At 59.8% G+C, this 18,899-nt stretch carries 16 protein-coding genes; 11 read left to right on the top strand and 5 right to left on the bottom strand.

The window, feature by feature from the left end; translation table 11 throughout:
* Nucleotides 1-802 precede the first annotated feature (802 nt).
* Entirely contained in the window at nt 803-1,312 is a 510-nt protein-coding gene (locus D882_RS0107785) for a disulfide bond formation protein B (protein WP_027922708.1), read from the bottom strand.
* A gap of 288 nt (nt 1,313-1,600) precedes the next feature.
* Nucleotides 1,601-2,782 carry an NO-inducible flavohemoprotein gene (gene hmpA, locus D882_RS0107780; protein WP_027922707.1) on the bottom strand — a complete coding sequence of 394 codons (1,182 nt, stop codon included), beginning with the start codon at nt 2,780-2,782 and terminating at the stop codon, nt 1,601-1,603.
* 148 nt (nt 2,783-2,930) lie between these two features.
* Here hmpA and norR point away from each other — a divergent pair, with 148 nt between their 5' ends.
* From norR to D882_RS0107755, 5 genes are all read left to right on the top strand, one after another.
* A complete protein-coding gene (norR, locus tag D882_RS0107775; RefSeq protein WP_027922706.1) occupies nt 2,931-4,481 on the top strand; it encodes a nitric oxide reductase transcriptional regulator NorR in 1,551 nt (516 codons plus the stop codon).
* A gap of 266 nt (nt 4,482-4,747) precedes the next feature.
* The gene (locus D882_RS0107770) at nt 4,748-5,650 is read left to right on the top strand and encodes a chemotaxis protein CheV (protein ID WP_027922705.1); all 903 of its coding nucleotides are present in this window, start codon (nt 4,748-4,750) and stop codon (nt 5,648-5,650) included.
* Nucleotides 5,651-5,677: 27 nt separating this feature from the next.
* Nucleotides 5,678-6,136 carry a GNAT family N-acetyltransferase gene (locus D882_RS0107765; protein WP_027922704.1) on the top strand — a complete coding sequence of 153 codons (459 nt, stop codon included), beginning with the start codon at nt 5,678-5,680 and terminating at the stop codon, nt 6,134-6,136.
* Nucleotides 6,137-6,195: 59 nt separating this feature from the next.
* On the top strand, nt 6,196-6,522 hold the full coding sequence (locus D882_RS0107760) for a hypothetical protein (RefSeq protein ID WP_027922703.1): 327 nt from the start codon (nt 6,196-6,198) through the stop codon (nt 6,520-6,522).
* Between the two features lie 83 nt (nt 6,523-6,605).
* Nucleotides 6,606-7,355: a YkgJ family cysteine cluster protein gene (locus tag D882_RS0107755; protein ID WP_027922702.1), complete on the top strand. Its 750-nt coding sequence runs from the start codon at nt 6,606-6,608 to the stop codon at nt 7,353-7,355.
* A gap of 153 nt (nt 7,356-7,508) precedes the next feature.
* On the opposite strand, the gene D882_RS0107750 is transcribed toward D882_RS0107755, so the two are convergent.
* Entirely contained in the window at nt 7,509-7,766 is a 258-nt protein-coding gene (locus D882_RS0107750) for a hypothetical protein (RefSeq protein WP_027922701.1), read from the bottom strand.
* Between the two features lie 263 nt (nt 7,767-8,029).
* Here D882_RS0107750 and D882_RS0107745 point away from each other — a divergent pair, with 263 nt between their 5' ends.
* From D882_RS0107745 to D882_RS0107720, 6 genes are all read left to right on the top strand, one after another.
* Nucleotides 8,030-9,190, top strand: coding sequence for an efflux RND transporter periplasmic adaptor subunit (locus D882_RS0107745; RefSeq protein WP_027922700.1), 1,161 nt, complete (start codon nt 8,030-8,032; stop codon nt 9,188-9,190).
* The gene (locus D882_RS0107740) at nt 9,187-12,288 is read left to right on the top strand and encodes a multidrug efflux RND transporter permease subunit (protein ID WP_027922699.1); all 3,102 of its coding nucleotides are present in this window, start codon (nt 9,187-9,189) and stop codon (nt 12,286-12,288) included. The genes D882_RS0107745 and D882_RS0107740 overlap by 4 nt, the downstream gene beginning before the upstream one ends.
* Before the next feature lie 9 nt (nt 12,289-12,297).
* Nucleotides 12,298-12,975: a heavy metal response regulator transcription factor gene (locus tag D882_RS0107735; protein ID WP_007943491.1), complete on the top strand. Its 678-nt coding sequence runs from the start codon at nt 12,298-12,300 to the stop codon at nt 12,973-12,975.
* A complete protein-coding gene (locus D882_RS0107730) occupies nt 12,965-14,329 on the top strand; it encodes a heavy metal sensor histidine kinase (RefSeq protein ID WP_027922698.1) in 1,365 nt (454 codons plus the stop codon). The genes D882_RS0107735 and D882_RS0107730 overlap by 11 nt, the downstream gene beginning before the upstream one ends.
* 162 nt (nt 14,330-14,491) lie before the next feature.
* Entirely contained in the window at nt 14,492-14,710 is a 219-nt protein-coding gene (locus D882_RS0107725) for a hypothetical protein (RefSeq protein WP_027922697.1), read from the top strand.
* Nucleotides 14,711-14,967: 257 nt separating this feature from the next.
* The gene (locus tag D882_RS0107720) at nt 14,968-16,416 is read left to right on the top strand and encodes a sensor domain-containing diguanylate cyclase (RefSeq protein ID WP_177327597.1); all 1,449 of its coding nucleotides are present in this window, start codon (nt 14,968-14,970) and stop codon (nt 16,414-16,416) included.
* Nucleotides 16,417-16,619: 203 nt separating this feature from the next.
* On the opposite strand, the gene lpxC is transcribed toward D882_RS0107720, so the two are convergent.
* Both lpxC and ftsZ read right to left on the bottom strand, forming a co-directional pair.
* Nucleotides 16,620-17,531 (bottom strand): UDP-3-O-acyl-N-acetylglucosamine deacetylase, encoded by a 912-nt coding sequence (gene lpxC / locus D882_RS0107715; RefSeq protein WP_008060300.1) that lies wholly within the window; start codon nt 17,529-17,531, stop codon nt 16,620-16,622.
* A 112-nt stretch (nt 17,532-17,643) separates the two neighbouring features.
* The gene (gene ftsZ / locus D882_RS0107710) at nt 17,644-18,837 is read right to left on the bottom strand and encodes a cell division protein FtsZ (protein ID WP_007943486.1); all 1,194 of its coding nucleotides are present in this window, start codon (nt 18,835-18,837) and stop codon (nt 17,644-17,646) included.
* Between the last annotated feature and the right edge of the window lie 62 nt (nt 18,838-18,899).

Below are 18,899 nucleotides of genomic sequence, written 5' to 3'. Positions count from 1 at the left end.
GCAGCTTGCGCAATGCAGTTGGGTTTTGATCGCCAACACTTCACCCTGCCAAGGGTTGGCATTTTTCTTGGATTGAATAAGGGCCGCCCGTCGCGCGTCAGACGCTGCTCGACAAATCCTGGGACAGCGGTAAGTTCTTATTCGAATTCGTGGTCAAAGGCCTTGTTACAGACCAATTCCATTTGGTGCGGATAGTTGGAAGGCTCCGACACCTGGGAGTCGCATGAGGCGTTCAAGCCTCTCGACGCCCTACTTTCTGCTCATGATGAGCAGTGCCGGGAATTCAGTGCGGGCGATTGTAGATATGTAACGATTCATAAACCATGTCTCATCCCGAAATAATTTTTATCCATTCCAGCAACAATCATTAACGGATTTCGCAAAAGTCCGGCATGGTATCGAAATTGATTCTCAACAAAAACACTAAAAATAGTAGGTCTACCTAACGCAGTTCAGACAGCTTCGGGGTGACTTCGCCCTCCCCCTACCCTGCTCAACCCCCTATGTGACAAGGGCTTTGGCAATTTGCCAGACCCTGTTAAAACTGCCTGTTCCAGCATTTCCGGGGTCAGATGATGTGCCGCGGCAACAGACCAATTTTGTTGCCCGCCCCCATGCCAATTCAGCCCCTTGAAATGCCTTGCGACACTCGCGCTGTGACAACATGTCGCACACGTGCCGCACCGTTGCTTGTCGCGCATCAAGGTCTTTTTACCTGGCCTCTGAAAATGCAAAACGCCCCGGCCCCCTCAACGAGGGCCGGGGCGTTTTTATGGATGACGCAGCAGTGCGGCGAACCGCCTCAGCGCAGCGCTTTACGGTTACGCGAAGTGAGCAACGGCACCAGAATCACGATCAGCACGAACGCTAACAGCGCCCATTGCGCCAGCGACAGACCGAGGATCGGCGGGTACGGCGTGGAGCAGAAGCCATCCACCTGGAAGCCCAGCGGGAAGATCTTCGCCAGCGGCAGACCATCGACAATCGGCTGCAGCACATCGATGCCGCAACTGACCGCAGGGTAGAACTGGGTGTAGACGTGATGCCCGGCCACCGCTGTGCCTGCCAGGGCACTGATGACCACCAGCGTCTCGAACACGGTAATGCTGCGACGGGTACGCGTGGCCGCGCCGATGAAGGCAAACACCGCGATAAACAACAACGCATAGCGCTGGAGAATGCACAGCGGGCATGGCGCCTCGCCCAACACAATTTGCATGTACAGCGCGCCGCCGATCAGCGCCAGGCAGATGATGCCCAGTAACACCAGATAGCGCCGTTCGCGCCCCAATCGCATTGTTTCCTCGCTCATCGCGTTTCCCTTTTAGATAGCAGTTGCCGCCAGTCTACACGCAGGCTCGGAGGTTTGAGAGCCTGGCGCGTGCCGGTGGATTGGGGGGAATAAACGATAGGCCGGTTAAGAAGGGATTAACTTTTCTGACTGTCATCAAGAATTGAGACCGTGGTGCGGCCATCGCGAGCAGGCTCACTCCTACAGGGAGCTGGGGTGAACACACATTTTGTGTACACCCAAAATCCCCTGTAGGAGTGAGCCTGCTCGCGAAGAAGGCGACTCGGTCTCCCGAGTCGCCACATACAGTTACTCCAACGCCGAAGCCGGCCCAAAGAACTCATAACGGCTCTGCTTCTCCGGAACCCCCAACGCCTTGAGGTGGCGCTTGATCGCCGCCATGAACCCCTTAGGCCCCAGGAAATAAGCATCCAGGTCACGCTGCTCGGGCAACCACTCGCCCAACTGCTCGCGGCTCAACAACCCGACCTTGTCCGCCGCCGGACTCACACCGTCATCCTCGGCGTAGCAATAGAAACGCTTGAGTTGCGGATGACGCTCAGCCAACCCATCGATCCAGTCGCGAAAGGCATGCACGCTGCCGTTACGCGCGCAGTGGATAAAATGCACCGGGCGCTCGGTGGCCAGCGCGGCTTCGAGCATCGCCAGTGTCGGAGTAATGCCGACACCGCCGCTGATCAGCACCAGCGGTTTGTCGCTGGCCGTCAGGGTGAATTCACCTGATGGCGGGAACAGCTGGATGCTCGCCCCGACATGCAACTGATCGTGCAAATGGTTGGACGCCCGCCCACCGGTTTCACGCTTGACGCTGATGCGGTACTCGCCCTTGTTTGCCAGCGCCGACAGTGAGTAGTTGCGACGGATCTCTTCGCCGTCGAGGATCAGTTTCATGCCGATGTACTGGCCAGGCTCAGCCTCAAGAATCGGGCCTTTGTCGGCAGGTTCGAAGTAGAACGAGGTGATTTCCGCGCTTTCTTCAACCTTGGCCGTGACGATGAATTCCCGCGCCCCGCGCCAGCCGCCGGGCGCCTGTTCCTTCTGATCGTAGATGCTGGTTTCGGCACCGATCAGAATCTCGGCGAGTTGCCCATAAGCAGCGCCCCAGGCCGCGATGACTTCAGGGGTGGCGATTTCTTCGCCCAGCACTTCGGCGATGGCACGCAGCAGGCAGGTGCCGACAATCGGATAGTGTTCCGGCAGGATTTGCAGGGCCACGTGCTTGTTGATGATCTTGGCCACCAGGTCGCCCAACTGGTCGAGCTGGTCGATGTGCCGTGCGTACATCAAGACACCGTTGGCCAACGCACGCGGCTGATCACCGCTGGCCTGGTGGGCCTGGTTGAACAGCGGGCGGACTTCCGGGTATTCGGAGAGCATCATGCGGTAGAAGTGAGTAATCAGCACTTCGCCGCCGCTTTCCAGCAACGGTACAGTGGATTTGACGATGGCACGGTCTTGAACGCTCAGCATAAGGACGACTCCGGAGCTTGATGTGTATTTCCTTAGACTTATCAGTTTCCGTGCCAAGTAATAAAACCATATAAATCAATAGTTTAAGAACATCGTAGTCATATCGACACACACTGTTTTATAGTCATGTCGACTACACGGAGTCACTATGACTGCAAAATCCCTGCTCACCGCCCTGCTGCCCCTGGTCTCCGACCTGTCCCGCGAACTGCCCGAAGGCGAGCGTTATCGACGCTTGCTCGAAGCCATGCGCGCCCTGCTCCCCTGCGATGCCGCGGCCCTGCTGCGCCTTGATGGCGAATGGTTGGTGCCGCTGGCCGTCGATGGCTTGAGCACGGACACCCTGGGCCGGCGCTTCAAAATCAGCGAGCACCCGCGATTCGAGGCTTTGCTGAGCAGCCACGGCCCGACCCGTTTTGCGGCCGACAGCGACTTGCCCGACCCTTACGACGGACTGGTCGAGGGTCTCGACGATCATCTGGAAGTCCATGACTGCATGGGTTGCCCGCTGTTCATCGACGAGCGCCCATGGGGTTTGCTGACCCTCGACGCCCTCGACCCGGAGCAATTCGAACCGATCGAACTGGATGCCCTGCAAGCCTTTGCCAGCCTCGCTGCGGCCACAGTCAACGCTGCCGAGCGCATTGAGCGCCTGGCCAACCGCGTCGAAGACGAGCACCAGCGCGCCGAGGTTTACCGTCAAGCCAGCGGTCAGCAGAACCGCGAGTTGATCGGCCAGAGCAAGTCCCACAAACGCTTGGTGGAAGAGATCAACCTGGTGGGTGGCAGCGACCTGACCGTGCTGATCACCGGCGAAACCGGGGTCGGCAAGGAACTGGTCGCGCAGGCGATTCACGCCGCCTCTGCCCGCGCCGACAAACCGATCATCAGCCTCAACTGTGCGGCACTGCCCGACACCTTGGTCGAAAGCGAATTGTTCGGCCATGTGCGCGGCGCGTTCACCGGCGCGATGAATGATCGTCGCGGCAAGTTCGAACTGGCCAATGGCGGCACGCTGTTTCTCGATGAGGTCGGTGAACTGTCACTGACGGTGCAGGCCAAGCTGCTGCGCGTCCTCCAAAGCGGCCAGTTGCAGCGCCTCGGCTCGGACAAGGAACACACAGTGGACGTGCGCCTGATCGCGGCGACCAACCGTGACCTGGCCGAAGAAGTGCGCAACGGTCGCTACCGTGCCGACTTCTACCATCGCTTGAGCGTTTACCCGTTGTTAGTCCCGGCACTGCGCGATCGCGGGCGGGATGTATTGCTGCTCAGCGGCTTCTTCCTGGAGCAAAATCGTTCACGCATGGGCCTCAACAGCCTGCGTTTGAACAGCGACGCCCAGGCGGCCTTGCTGGCCTACAACTGGCCGGGGAATGTGCGGGAGCTGGAGCATTTGATTGGTCGCAGCGCGCTTAAAGCGCTGGGTAATTGCAAGGATCGACCGAAGATTCTCAGCCTGAGTGCGGCGGATCTGGATTTGCCTACTGGCAGTGTCGAGGTGCTTACCGAACAACCCGTCGTCAGCCCTGTGTCATTAGTAGCCGGTGATCTGCGTGAGGCCACGGAGAATTATCAGCGGCAATTGATCAGCGCTTGCCTGGAGCGGCATCACAACAACTGGGCGAGCGCGGCGCGCGAGTTGGGCCTGGATCGGGCGAACCTCGGGAGGATGGCCAAGCGCCTAGGGATGAAATAACCCCCCCACTGTGGCGAGGGAGCTTGCTCCCGCTCGGCTGCGAAGCAGCCGCAAAACCTGAAAATGCGGATAGTCTGAAAACACACATCACCTGATCGGGAGTGCTTCGCACTCCAGCGGGAGCAAGCTCCCTCGCCACAGGGTTCGCCGTTGGGCCGGGAATGGGTATTTAGCCTAAAGCCTGCCCCCAACAAGTCGATAACCCGGCATCAATAGTTTTTGGCGACTTTTTACTCGCCCATCACCTTTTTCCACAGAAGGTTTTTATGTCCACCAACAAAGCCCGCGCAGATTCACTTTCGCTTTTGCTGTTTACCTTGCGCAGCGGCAAGCTGATGGCGATCAACCTGCTCAAAGTCAGCGAAATCATCCCCTGCCCGCCGCTGACCCGGCTGCCGGAGTCGCATCCTCACGTTAAAGGCATCGCCACCCTGCGCGGCGCTTCGTTGTCAGTAATCGACCTGAGCCGTGCCATCGGCGAACGCCCGCTGGAAGACCCGAACGGTGGCTGCCTGATCGTCACCGACGTCAGTCGCTCCAAGCAGGGCCTGCATGTTCAGGCCGTGAGCAAGATCGTCCACTGCCTCACCACCGACATCCGCCCGCCACCCTTTGGTTCCGGCGGCGTGCGCTCGTACATCACCGGCGTGACCTCGGTCGACGGCACGCTGGTGCAAGTGCTGGACATCGAAAAAGTCATCCACGGCATCGCCCCGGCACAGATCGAAACGGCCCCCACCGAACTGAGCATGGAAGACGCTGAAGTACTGGGCAGCGCACGCATTCTGGTGGTCGATGACAGCCAGGTCGCCCTGCAACAATCCGTGCATACCCTGCGCAACCTCGGCCTGCAATGCCACACCGCCCGCAGCGCCAAGGAGGCCATCGACTGCCTGCTCGACCTGCAAGGCACGGCCCAGCAGATCAACCTGATCGTCTCGGACATCGAAATGTCGGAGATGGACGGCTACGCCTTCACCCGCACCCTGCGCGAGACGCCGGACTTCTCGCACCTTTATGTGCTGCTGCACACATCGCTGGACAGCGCGATGAACAGTGAGAAAGCGCGTCTGGCCGGGGCCAACGCGGTGCTGACCAAGTTCTCTTCGCCCGAACTGACCAAATGCCTGATCGAGGCGGCCCGGGCTGTCGCTGAACAAGGTCATTAAGAGGTGGCCGAGCACTTTTGCTATTTGATGCGGCGCAACCTCGCCGAGGCTGTGCCGGTGATCACCTGGCCTGAAGGCATCGTCCTCAGCCAATACCGCCCTGAATTGGCAGTCGCCGTTCATCACTTGATGGAACAGGGTTACCAGGACGGTGGCGGCCGCGTCCCGATACTGGAGGTGTGGCAGCAGCGGTTTGAAACCGATCCCGAATACGATCCAGCCCTGTGTTTCATTGCGCTGGATGCCGACGGCATCGTCGGTGTATGCCAGTGCTGGACCAGCGCCTACATCAAGAACTTGGTGGTCCACCCGCGGGCGCAACGCCTCGGGCTGGGCCGCGCCTTGTTGCTGCAGGCGTTTCACGTGTTTCAGCAACGTCGGGAAGGGTTTGTCGATTTGAAGGTGTTGGAAGACAACCTTCGGGCGCAGCGATTGTACGAAAGCGCCGGGATGTATGTGGTCCGCCGGGAGCCAGTTCCCGTCTGACCCGCATCATCAGACCTTAAGGCATACTCGGCCATACAAACCCAATGGATGCCCGACCAATGAAAGCCGCCACCCTGACCTTCCTCTGCCTCACCGCCCTCGCCTCCCAGGCCCACGCCTCCAGCCCCGACGCCTGGGCCGCCTACGACAAAGCCGTCCTCACCAGTTGCACCAAAGCCAGCGGCCTGAAAAACGCCAAGCCCGTCGGCAACCCTGCGCAATTCGATGACCGGGTCGACTACACCGCCCTCCTGCTGCAAGGCCAATACCCGCAAAAACACATGAAAGGCCAGCAAGGCACCGAGCTGTGCCTCTACAACAAGAAGACAAAAACCGCCTATGTGACCGAGTGGGACTCCGTTCACCCGACCGCCAAGTCCCAGTGAATGGCGCATAACTTGCTTCATCGCTGAGCAGTGCGGTGACATTCTGTCGCCGTTTCTTGCCCTCACATGCGGCCCGGCGATCAATGAACACAACGTTTTCCTGCGTAGGTTGCGGCAAGTGCTGCACCGACCACCACGTCCCCCTGACCCTGGCGGAAGCCCGCATGTGGGCGGCCGATGGCGGTCAAGTGATCGTGCTGGTCGAGGGTTTTCTGGGTAACGGCCTGGGCTTGCCGGTGCAGCAACGCGAACACGCCGAACGCCGTTCGGTGCTGGTTCGAAGCGGCGCGTCCGAGGCGTACGTGGCGATCACCTTCGCCGCCTATAACGTCGGTCGCTGCCGGAATCTTGACGAAGACAACCTGTGCCGCATCTACGAGCGCCGACCGCTGGTGTGCCGTATCTACCCGGCAGAAATCAACCCGCACATCCTGCTGAACACAGCGATCAAGGATTGTCCGCCCGAGTCATGGGAACAGGGCCCGGATTTGATCATCGGCGGTCAGGTGGTGGATCAGGAGCTGGTGGAGTTGATCCAGCGTTCTCGCCAGGCGGATCGCGATGATATTCAGGCCAAGGACGCGATTTGCGCGTTGCTGGGGATTCGCACGACAGCGCTGAAGGGCGATGGGTTTACCGCTTATCTGCCGGACATGAACGCGTTTGCCACGGTCATTGATCAAGTGTCAGCGCAACCACTGGCGGCGCCGGAGGGTGAGTGGCTGTTTCATGTGTCGGGGGATGACATTGCCGGGCAGGTGCAGGCGGCGGGTGCGCAACTGGTGACTGAAGCACCGGTGAACTATGCGTTTATTTCGTTGCGGGCGGCTTGATTCAGGATTGATGTCGCCGGGTATGGCCCATCGCGAGCAAGCTCGCCCCCACAGTGGTTCTTCGTCGTACACAGAATCTGTGACCTGTGACGTTAACTGTAGGAGTGAGCCTGCTCGCGATGACGGCAGATCAGGCACCGCTCAAGTCAAATCCTAGCGCTTGCCCATCGAACGACGCGTACCCGGAGGCGCCGCCCCAGGCGTCTTGGTATGACCATTCTTCGCGCCATTCTTGTACCAGGGCTGACTGGCGTTCTTCGCGGCAGCCAGATCACCTGGTTTGAACGGGAACTTGAACGCCGGGATCGCGGTTTTGGTTTCGCTGTCTGCGCTGGAGTCGACGCTGTCTGGCAGGTCTGCCTGGTCGTCGCTCAAAGCGTCGGCAACCGGCGGTTGTGTCGGGGAAGTCATGAAAGCTCCGGGTGATGCACATAGAGTCGGGCCCGGTCAGCGAGCCGCGAAAGGCGGCAGTATACCTGTGTCGAGAGCCGCAAGCTTCACACCGCGCGTGAGTCCGTCGGGTTTTGTGCTGGCGGGCCCATCGCCGCAAATTTGAAAATCCCAAACTGACAGCCCCGTCAGTTAGCAGTCACCTTCCTGACGGGCTGACAGGGTTATAAAGAAGGGTATAAACCTGAAAATACCCCAACCTCTCAGCCCGGCGCCCCACTCGCATGCGAATTCAGAAAAAACCCGCCTTGATCGCAGGTCTGCTAATGGCCTTGGCAGCGCTGGGCACCTGGTACCTCGTCAAACCGGCCACCGCCAAGCTCACCGCCCCGACCGCCATCCCGGTGCGCGTGGTCAACGTCGTTGAGAAAGATGTGCCGCGTTATGTCAGCGGTATCGGGTCGGTGTTGTCCTTGCACAGTGTGGTGGTGCGCCCGCAGATCGACGGCATTCTCACCAAAATCATGGTCAAGGAAGGCCAATTGGTGAACAAAGGTGACCTGTTGGCCACCATCGATGACCGCTCGATCCGTGCCAGCCTCGATCAGGCCCGCGCTCAACTGGGAGAAAACCAGGCGCAGTTGCAAGTGGCACTGGTCAACCTCAAGCGTTACAAATTACTGAGCGTTGATGACGGCGTGTCCAAACAGACCTACGACCAGCAACAAGCGCTGGTCAATCAGCTCAAGGCCACCGCCCAGGGCAACCAGGCTTCAATCGACGCCGCTCAGGTGCAGCTCTCCTACACACAGATTCACTCGCCGGTCACCGGGCGCGTCGGTATTCGTACAGTGGATGAAGGCAACTTCCTGCGCATGACCGACGCCCAGGGCCTGTTCACGGTGACGCAGATCGACCCCATCGCCGTTGAGTTCTCCCTGCCGCAGCAAATGTTGCCGACCCTGCAAGGGCTGATCGGCGACCCGCAACGCGCACAAGTGAAAGCCTACATTGGCGCCGACACCGACGGTGAAACCGGCAATTTGCTGGGCGAAGGTCACTTGACCCTGATCGATAACCAGATCAACGCCAACACCGGCACCATCCGCGCCAAGGCCGAATTCAACAACCCCGGGCAGAAACTCTGGCCGGGCCTGCTGGTGACGGTAAAAATTCAGACTGCCTTGGAGAAAGATGCGCTGGTGGTGCCACCCACCGTCGTACAACGCGGTCCCGATCAACACTTCGTGTACCGGGTCAACGGCGACAAAGTGGAAACCGTGACCGTGCAGGTGGTTGCCCAAGGCAGCAGTCAGGACATCATCAAAGGCGTGAAACCGGGCGATGTGCTGGTCAGTGATGGCCAGTCGCGACTCAAACCGGGGTCGACCGTGCAGGTCATGAGCGATCCGCCACAAGTGGTGCAAACGGAGCCGAAGCCATGAAGGGCCACGGCTCGGTCTCGGCCTGGTGCATCGATCACCCGGTCGCCACCATCCTGCTGACCTTTGCGCTGGTGCTGCTCGGCGCCATTGCCTTCCCGCGCCTGCCGATTGCGCCGCTGCCGGAAGCCGAATTCCCGACCATTCAGGTGGCCGCGCAATTGCCCGGCGCCAGCCCGGAGACCATGGCATCGTCGGTGGCCACGCCGCTTGAAGTGCAATTCAGCGCCATTCCCGGCGTGACCCAAATGACGTCGAGCAGCGCCTTGGGCTCGACCAACCTGACCCTGCAATTCACCCTCGAAAAAAGCATCGACACCGCCGCCCAGGAAGTCCAGGCCGCGATCAACACCGCCGCCGGCAAACTGCCCAAGGACATGCCAACACTGCCGACCTGGCGCAAGGTCAACCCCGCCGACAGCCCGGTGCTGATCCTCAGCGTCAACTCCACGCAAATGCCCGGCACCGAGCTCAGTGACCTGGTGGAAACCCTGCTGTCCCGCCAGATCAGCCAGATTGAAGGCGTAGGCCAGATCAACATCACCGGTCAGCAACGTCCGGCGATTCGCGTTCAAGCCTCGGCGGACAAACTCGCCGCTATCGGCCTGACCTTGGCCGACATACGTCTGGCGATCCAGAACACCAGCCTCAACCTGGCCAAAGGTGCGTTGTACGGCGAGTCGAGCATTTCCACGCTGTCGACCAACGACCAGTTGTTTCACCCCGAGGAATACAGCCAACTCATCGTCTCCTACAAGGACGGCGCTCCGGTTCACCTGCGGGATGTGGCCAAAGTCGTCAACGGGTCGGAAAATGCCTACGTGCAAGCCTGGGCCGGTGACAAGCCGGGGGTGAACCTGGTGATTTCCCGGCAACCGGGCGCGAACATCGTCGAGACCGTGGATCGAATTCAAGCCGCGTTGCCGGCGCTGGAAGCCATGCTCCCCGCCTCGGTGCAGGTCGAGGTACTGGTCGACCGCACCCAGACCATCCGCGCGTCCTTGCATGAAGTGGAAATCACCTTGCTGATCGCGATCATGTTGGTGGTGGCGGTGATGGCGCTGTTCCTGCGCCAATGGTCGGCGACGCTGATTGTGTCTGCAGTGTTGGGCGTTTCCCTGATCGCGAGTTTCGCCCTGATGTACATCATGGGCTTCAGCCTGAACAACCTGACCCTGGTGGCAATTGTGGTGGCCGTGGGGTTTGTGGTCGACGATGCGATTGTGGTGGTCGAGAACATTCACCGACACCTTGAGGCTGGCGAGGGCATGCGCGAAGCGGCGATCAAGGGCGCGGGCGAGATTGGTTTTACCGTGGTCTCGATCAGTTTCTCGCTGGTGGCGGCGTTCATTCCGCTGCTGTTCATGGGCGGCGTGGTCGGGCGGCTGTTCAAGGAATTCGCCCTGACCGCGACGTCGACGATCATGATTTCGGTGGTGGTGTCGCTGACCCTGGCGCCGACGCTGGCCGCGCTGTTCATGCGTGCGCCGGTGCACCACGCCCACAGCAAACCGACGTTCGGCGAACGCTTGGTGGGCGGCTATGAAAAACTGCTGCGCCGCGCCCTCGCCCATCAGAAATTGATGATCGGGGTGTTTGGTCTTTCCCTGTGCCTGGCTGTCGTCGGTTACATCTTCATTCCGAAGGGCTTCTTCCCGGTGCAGGACACCGGTTTTGTCCTCGGCACCACCGAAGCAGCCGCCGACATTTCCTACGGCGACATGGTGAAAAAACACCTGGCGATGGCCGAGATCGTCGCGGCGGATCCGGCGGTTGCGGCGTTTTCCCACTCGGTCGGGGTGTCGGGCAGTAACCAGACCATCGCCAACGGGCGCTTCTGGATTTCCCTGAAAAAACGCGGCGACCGCGACGTCTCCGCCAGCCAGTTCATCGACCGGATTCGCCCACAACTGATGAAAGTCCCCGGCATCGTGCTGTACCTGCGCGCCGGCCAGGACATCAACCTCAGCTCCGGCCCGAGCCGCGCCCAGTATCAATACGTGCTCAAGAGCAACGACGGCGCGACCCTCAGCACCTGGACCCAGCGCCTCACGGAAAAACTGCGCCGCAACCCGGCGTTCCGCGATATTTCCAATGACCTGCAACTGGGCGGCAGCATCACCCACATCAGCATCGACCGCAGCGCCGCGGCGCGTTTCGGCCTGACCGCCAGTGACGTCGACGAAGCGCTGTACGATGCGTTCGGTCAGCGACAGGTCAATGAATTCCAGACCCAGATCAACCAGTACAACGTGATTCTGGAACTGGACACCCAGCAACGCGGCAAAGCCGAAAGCCTCAACTACTTCTACCTGCGCTCGCCGCTGAGTGGGGAAATGGTGCCACTGTCGGCGCTGGCCAAATTTGACGCACCCACGGTCGGTCCGTTGTCCATCGCCCACGACGGCATGTTCCCGGCCGCCAACTTGTCGTTCAACCTCGCGCCTGGCGTGGCGTTGGGCGATGCGGTGATCATGCTCAACCAGGCCAAGGCCGACATCGGCATGCCGGCGGCCATGAGCGGCAATTTCCAGGGCGCGGCCCAGGCATTCCAGAGTTCGCTGGCCAGCCAGCCGTGGCTGATTCTGGCGGCGCTGGTGGCGGTGTACATCATTCTCGGCGTGCTTTACGAGAGCTTCGTGCATCCGCTGACCATCATCTCGACGCTGCCGTCGGCGGGGCTGGGGGCGGTGATCATGCTGTGGATCTGCGGCCAGGACTTTTCGATCATGGCGCTGATCGGGCTGGTGCTGCTGATCGGTATCGTGAAGAAGAACGGCATCCTGATGATCGACTTCGCGCTGGACGCCCAGCGCAACCGTGGCTTGCCGCCGGAAGAGGCGATTTTCCAGGCCTGTATCACGCGGTTCCGACCGATCATCATGACCACCCTCGCCGCCTTGCTCGGTGCGCTGCCACTGATGCTCGGCTACGGCACCGGCGCCGAACTGCGCCAGCCCCTGGGTATCGCGGTGGTTGGCGGCTTGCTGGTGAGCCAGGCGCTGACGCTGTTCACCACTCCGGTCATATACTTGTGGCTTGAGCGGCTATTTCACGGGCCCAAACCTTCGCCGGTACCGGCGTTGGCGACCACAGACTGAGGCGGGGTCATGCGCGTTCTGATTATCGAAGACGAAGAAAAAACCGCGGACTATTTGCACCGCGGCCTGACGGAACAGGGGTACACCGTGGATGTGGCGCGGGACGGCGTTGAAGGCCTGCACCTGGCGCTGGAAAGTGACTACGCGGTGATCGTCCTCGACGTCATGCTGCCGGGCCTCGACGGCTTCGGCGTGCTGCGCGCCTTGCGTGCGCGCAAGCAAACTCCGGTGATCATGCTCACCGCCCGCGAGCGCGTCGAAGATCGCATCAAAGGCTTGCGCGACGGCGCTGACGATTACCTCGGCAAGCCGTTTTCCTTCCTTGAACTGGTGGCGCGCCTGCAAGCGCTGACCCGGCGCAGCGGCGGTCACGAACCGGTACAAGTGAGTATCGCTGACCTGTGGATAGATTTGATCAGCCGCAAAGCGACCCGCGCCGGCACACGCCTGGACCTGACCGCCAAAGAGTTCTCGCTGCTGAGTGTGCTGGCTCGTCGGCAAGGCGAAATCCTCTCGAAAACGGCGATTGCCGAGATGGTCTGGGACATCAATTTCGACAGCGACGCCAACGTCGTCGAGGTCGCGATCAAGCGTCTGCGGGCCAAGCTCGACGGGCCGTTCGACGAGAAGCTGCTGCACACGATTCGTGGCATGGGTTATGTGCTGGAGAGCCGTGGTGTCCAGTAACTCCATCGCACTGCGCCTGAGCGGGATGTTCACGTTGGTGGCGCTGTTGGTGTTTTTGTTGATCGGCTGGGCGTTGTATCAGCAGGTCGACAAGGGCCTGGGTCTGTTGCCCGAAGCCGAGCTGGATGCGCGCTACAGCGTGCTCGAATCCACGGTTGGCCGTTACGGCACGCCCGAGCATTGGGTGAAGATCAACAACAAGCTCAAGCTGCTTGGCGAGGAAGACAAGCGCATCAGTTTCTGGATTATCAGCGGCGATCCGCCGTACGAATATGGCAACCCGACGCCGCAGATTCGCGCCTTCGCCGAAGGGCCGCTGGGCATGCGCGACTTGCAGTTGCCGGATCATCCTTATCCGCTGAAAGTGCTGGTGAGCCAGTTCCCGGCCAAGGATCAACGCCCACCGCTGCGCTTCATGATCGGCATCGACACCGAAACATTTTTCGAGACTCAGCATCACCTGCTGATCGCGCTGATCAGCCTGGCGATTGTCGGCGTGTTGCTGGCGTCCGCGTTAGGGTACTGGGTGGCGCGCATCGGCCTTAAACCCTTGATCAAACTGTCCCAGGAAGCCCAGCGCCTGGCGCCGCCGCTGCGTTCCGGACGCTTGCGCCTGTCGTCGCTGCCGCCGGAGTTGAATCAATTCGTCAACTCGTTCAACTCCACACTGGAGCGGGTTGAGCAGGCCTATTCGCGGCTGGAGTCGTTCAACGCCGACGTCGCCCATGAATTGCGCTCGCCGCTGACCAACCTGATCGGCCAGACCCAGGTCGCGCTGACGCGCGGGCGCTCGGCCGAACACTATTTTGAAGTGCTGCAATCGAACCTCGAAGAACTGGAACGGCTGCGCTCGATCATCAACGACATGCTGTTTCTCGCCAGCGCGGACCAGGGCAGCAAGGCCACCAAACTGACGTCCACTTCCCTCGCCGTTGAAGTGGCGACAACGCTGGAGTATCTGGATTTCATTCTTGAGGATGCACAGGTTCAGGTGCAGGTCAGCGGCGATGCGCAGGTGCGGATCGAGATCGCGCATCTGCGCCGGGCGTTGATCAATTTACTGAGCAACGCGGTGCAGCACACTGAGCCCGGGCAAGTGATTCAGGTACGGATCGAGGTTGAGGAACATCAAGTGAGCATTGGTGTGGCCAACCCTGGATCGCCGATTGCCAGTGAGCATCTGCCACGGTTGTTTGAACGGTTTTATCGGGTAGATGCGTCGCGCAGCAACAGTGGCAACAATCACGGATTGGGGCTGGCGATCGTCAAGGCGATTGCGCTGATGCATGGCGGCGATGTGTTTGTGCGCAGCGACCACGGCATGAATACCTTCGGTATTCACCTCCCCGTCTGACCCCACCCATGATCATTCCCACGCAGAGCTTGGGAATGATCACTGGCAAACTGTTGCTTCTGGCGCAACAGTCCTTTCTTCGATTGGCTCTGTTTCCCATTGGCCAAGATCCTTATCTTTGCCCGCACCAAACAGCACTTGCCAAGCAAGAAGGTTTAAAAGATGTCCAACATTACGGGTATTGCCAGCGCTTTCGTTTTGTCCTCATTGTTTCTGTCTCCGTTCGCAATCGCGGAAGAGTCGCAGACGTTCGTCGCGCAAAATGCTGCACGCGCCGCCGCCTACGATCAGAGCGAAATGACGGCCAAGGCTCAAGACGCCGCGCAACCCCCTCAAGCGTCCACTTCCGCCACCCAGCAACGGGTTGAGAAAGACAGCTGACTCATCGAACACCTGTTTCCCTCGACACTTTTCATCGGCTCTTCCCTTTGAAAAGTTGTCTTCAAAGCCGCTGCTATCAGCGGCTTTTTTTCATTGGGGATTGGCGCAAGTGCGTTCCCGCTCAATGTCTTCTAAGCTTGAATAAGTAAAGGCCAGCGCGTTTTGCTGGCCTTTTTTATGCTCTTCAAGCAGACAAACGCCCCATGCCAGTGAGCCCCCCCCAACACCTATCAGGCAAGACCGGACGACCTGAGCTCATGGTGATGCTTGGCAGCCTGCTGACGGTGATCGCGATTCTCAGCATCGTCGCGTTTCTGCTGATCCGCGAACACGCCAACGCCCAGCAGGCCGCGACCCGCGGCGCGACCACCATTGCGCAGTTGATCGACGCAGACGTGCTGCGCACCGTCGAGCTCTACGACTTGACCCTGCAAGGCCTGATTGCCGCGTCGCAGCGCGAAGACCTGAAACAGGTTTCGCCGCAGATTCGCCATCTGGTGCTGTTCGATCGCTCCACCACCGCGCGCTTCAAGGGCGATATTTTGTTGTTGGACAAGCACGGGGACGTCCTCGCCGACTCATCGCTGATCGATCCCAAGCCCGGCAACTTTGCGGACCGCGACTATTTCCTCGCCCATGCGTTTAACAGTGACACCGGCATGTTCATCAGCCGGCCATTCAAGCCCCGCTGCGACTGCGACGACAGCGAGGAATGGCGGATCAGCTTCAGTCGACGCATCTCCTCGTCCACTGGCGAGTTTCTCGGCGTCGCCGTGGCATCGATGCGCCTCGCGTACTTCGAACAATTATTCAACAGCCTGGACATCGGTAACGACAGCACCCTGAGCATCATCAATGACGACGGCATTCTGCTCGCACAAAAACCTCATCTGATCAACGACCCCATCGGCAAGAACTTCGCCGGCAGGCCCAATGTCATGCGCATCCTGCGTGAGGGCGCGGGCAGCTTCGACAGCGTGTCGAGCGTCGATCATCTACAACGCCTGTACACCTTTTCCAGGGTCGGCAACCTGCCGTTGACGGTCATCGTCGCGCTCTCCGGCAACGAAGTGTTCGCCACCTGGAAGCGCACCGCGATTGTCATCAGCGGTGCCACCGGCGTGCTGTGCATCGGCCTGCTCTGGCTGACCTGGTTGCTGTGCCGCGAGCTACGCCTGCGCCATCACGCCGAACAGGAGTTGGCGCTTTTGGCCGCCACCGATGCCCTGACCGGTGTCGCCAACCGCCGAACCCTGGATCAGACCCTGCGCCATGAGTGGTTTCGTGCTCAACGCTCGGGTAAGCCGCTGTCGGTGCTGATGGTTGATGCAGACCACTTCAAGGCGTTCAACGATCGCCATGGCCATCAGGGTGGCGATGATGCGTTGCGGGCCGTGGCCAAGGTGATCTGCGCCAATGTACGGCGGCCCGGGGACCTGGTGGCGCGGTATGGCGGTGAGGAGTTCTCGGTGATCCTGGCGGAAACGGACAACGCAGGGGCCCGGCAGATTGCCGAAAAAATCCGCGTGGCAGTGGAGCAGATGCCATTGGTGGCGGGGGCGGAAACACCGATCACTGTCAGTATCGGGATCAGTACCTGGACGACGGAAAAGGAAATCAGTCTGGAGCAGTTGCTGTTTATGGCGGACAAAGCGCTGTATCAGGCCAAGGAAGGTGGGCGCAATCGGGTGGTGACTGCGCAGTGAGCTCTGCGTTGCAGCGCAGGGCCTCATCGCGGGCAAGCCCGGCTCCCAAGTAATGCGTCGGACCTAAATCTGTGGCTCTCCAAATAACCCGTGGGAGCCGGACTTGCCCGCGATGAGGCCGGAACGAACATCGCACGACTTTCCCAGGGGCATAAAAAAAGGCCACCCGAAGGCAGCCTTTAAAAACTAGAGAGGTTTTTTGCTTACACGGCCGCGACGGGACGCATGTAAGAGATCGGTGCAGTGCTGGCGTCTTCGAAAGTCACGACTTCCCAAGCATCTGTCTGCTCAATCAACTTGCGCAGCAGCTGGTTGTTCAATGCATGTCCGGACTTGAAGCCCTTGAACTCACCAATCAGGCTATTGCCCAGCAGGTAGAGGTCACCAATTGCATCGAGGATCTTGTGCTTCACGAATTCGTCTTCATAGCGAAGACCGTCTTCGTTCAGTACGCCATCCGCGTCGACCACAATAGCGTTTTCAACACTGCCGCCGAGTGCGAGGTTGTGCTTGCGCAGGTACTCGATATCACTCATGAAACCAAAGGTACGGGCGCGGCTGACTTCTTTTACGAACGAAGTGCTGGAAAAATCCACGCTTGCACTTTGTGTGCGGTCACGGAAAACCGGGTGATCGAAATCGATCTCGAAGCTCACCTTGAAACCTTCGAAAGGGACGAAAGTGGCGCGCTTGTCGCCATCTTCCACTGTCACTTCCCGCAGGATCCGGATGAACTTCTTGGCTGCGTCCTGTTCTTCCAGGCCGGCCGACTGAATCAGGAATACGAAAGGTCCAGCGCTACCATCCATGATCGGTACTTCGGACGCGGAGAGCTCGACGTAGGCGTTATCGATGCCCAGGCCAGCCATGGCCGAGAGCAAGTGCTCCACCGTGTCCACTTTGACGTCACCGTTAACCAGTGTGGTCGACATAGTGGTTTCGCCAACGTTTTCTGCGCGAGCAGGAATCTGCACCACAGGATCGAGGTCAGCACGACAAAACACGATGCCGGTGTCGATAGGCGCGGGCTTGAGGGTCAGGTATACCTTCTCCCCGGAGTGCAGGCCTACACCTGTGGCACGGATAATATTTTTCAGTGTGCGTTGTTTAATCATGGCTTGGGCCGCTTCAGCGCAAATTGCGAACTGGTATCAACAAAGGCTGGCGATGATAGCAGACCAGACCTTTGCTGAACACCAATCAACTTCATAGCCCTGATACATTCCATCAATCAGCCTGACGACGCAGGAAAGCCGGGATGTCCAGGTAGTCCAGATCATCTTGCGGATTCATCTTCGCGGCAGTCGCAGCACCGGCCTGAGCCTGGTTGCGCATGACGGTCGGACGGTCCAGGTCACGGTAGTTCACCGCTGGCTGTTCCTGACGAGCGGGCGCCGATTGTTGCGGCTGGGAGGCCATCGAGGTGTGAACGGTGTTGTCGATGACCTTCACAGGCTTCTCGATTTTCGCGCCCAGACCGGTAGCAACCACAGTCACGTGCAGCTCGTCGCGCATGTCCGGATCGATAACGGTACCGACCTTGACCATGGCGTGCTCGGAAGCGAAGGCTTCGATGATGCTACCCACGTCGGAGTACTCACCCAGGGACAGGTCAGGACCGGCGGTGATGTTCACCAGGATGCCGCGTGCACCTTGCAGGTTCACGTCTTCGAGCAACGGGTTGCGAATGGCCGCTTCGGTGGCCTCGCGTGCACGGTTCGGACCGCTGGCGCAGCCAGTGCCCATCATCGCCATGCCCATTTCGCTCATCACGGTACGGACGTCGGCGAAGTCGACGTTGATCATGCCCGGACGCTTGATGATGTCGGAGATACCGCGAACGGCACCGGCCAGTACATCGTCAGCCTTGGCGAATGCGGACAGCAGGCTTGCGTCCTTGCCAAGGATGGTCAGCAGTTTCTCGTTGGGAATGGTGATCAACGAGTCGACGCTTTCGGACAGCAGACGGATGCCTTCGTCCGCGATCTGCATGCGCTTGCGGCCTTCGAACGGGAACGGACGAGTCACCACCGCAACGGTGAGGATCCCCATTTCCTTGGCCACTTCGGCAATGATTGGCGCCGCACCGGTACCGGTACCGCCGCCCATGCCAGTGGTGATGAACACCATGTTGGTGCCCTGCAGGACTTCGGCAATGCGCTCACGGTCTTCGAGAGCGGCCTGACGACCTACTTCAGGGTTGGCGCCGGCGCCCAGACCTTTGGTCACACCGGTACCCAGTTGCAGGATGGTCCGCGCGCCGATGGATTTCAGCGCCTGGGCATCAGTGTTGGCGCAGATGAATTCAACGCCTTCAATGTTGCTCTTGACCATGTGGTTGACAGCGTTGCCGCCGCCTCCGCCAACACCGATAACTTTAATAACCGGGCTTGCGGGGATGTTGTCTACGAGTTCGAACATTTTCCCTCTCCTTTACGTTCTCTAGTTTTTTCGCCTACTGCCTGTATCTACAACGGTGCTGC

The sequence above is a fragment of the Pseudomonas sp. URMO17WK12:I12 genome (assembly GCF_000514395.1).
Classification (GTDB): Bacteria; Pseudomonadota; Gammaproteobacteria; order Pseudomonadales; family Pseudomonadaceae; genus Aquipseudomonas; species Aquipseudomonas mucoides.
Note: the sequence above shows the minus strand (reverse complement) of the source record. Positions and strands in the feature narration are given on the sequence as shown.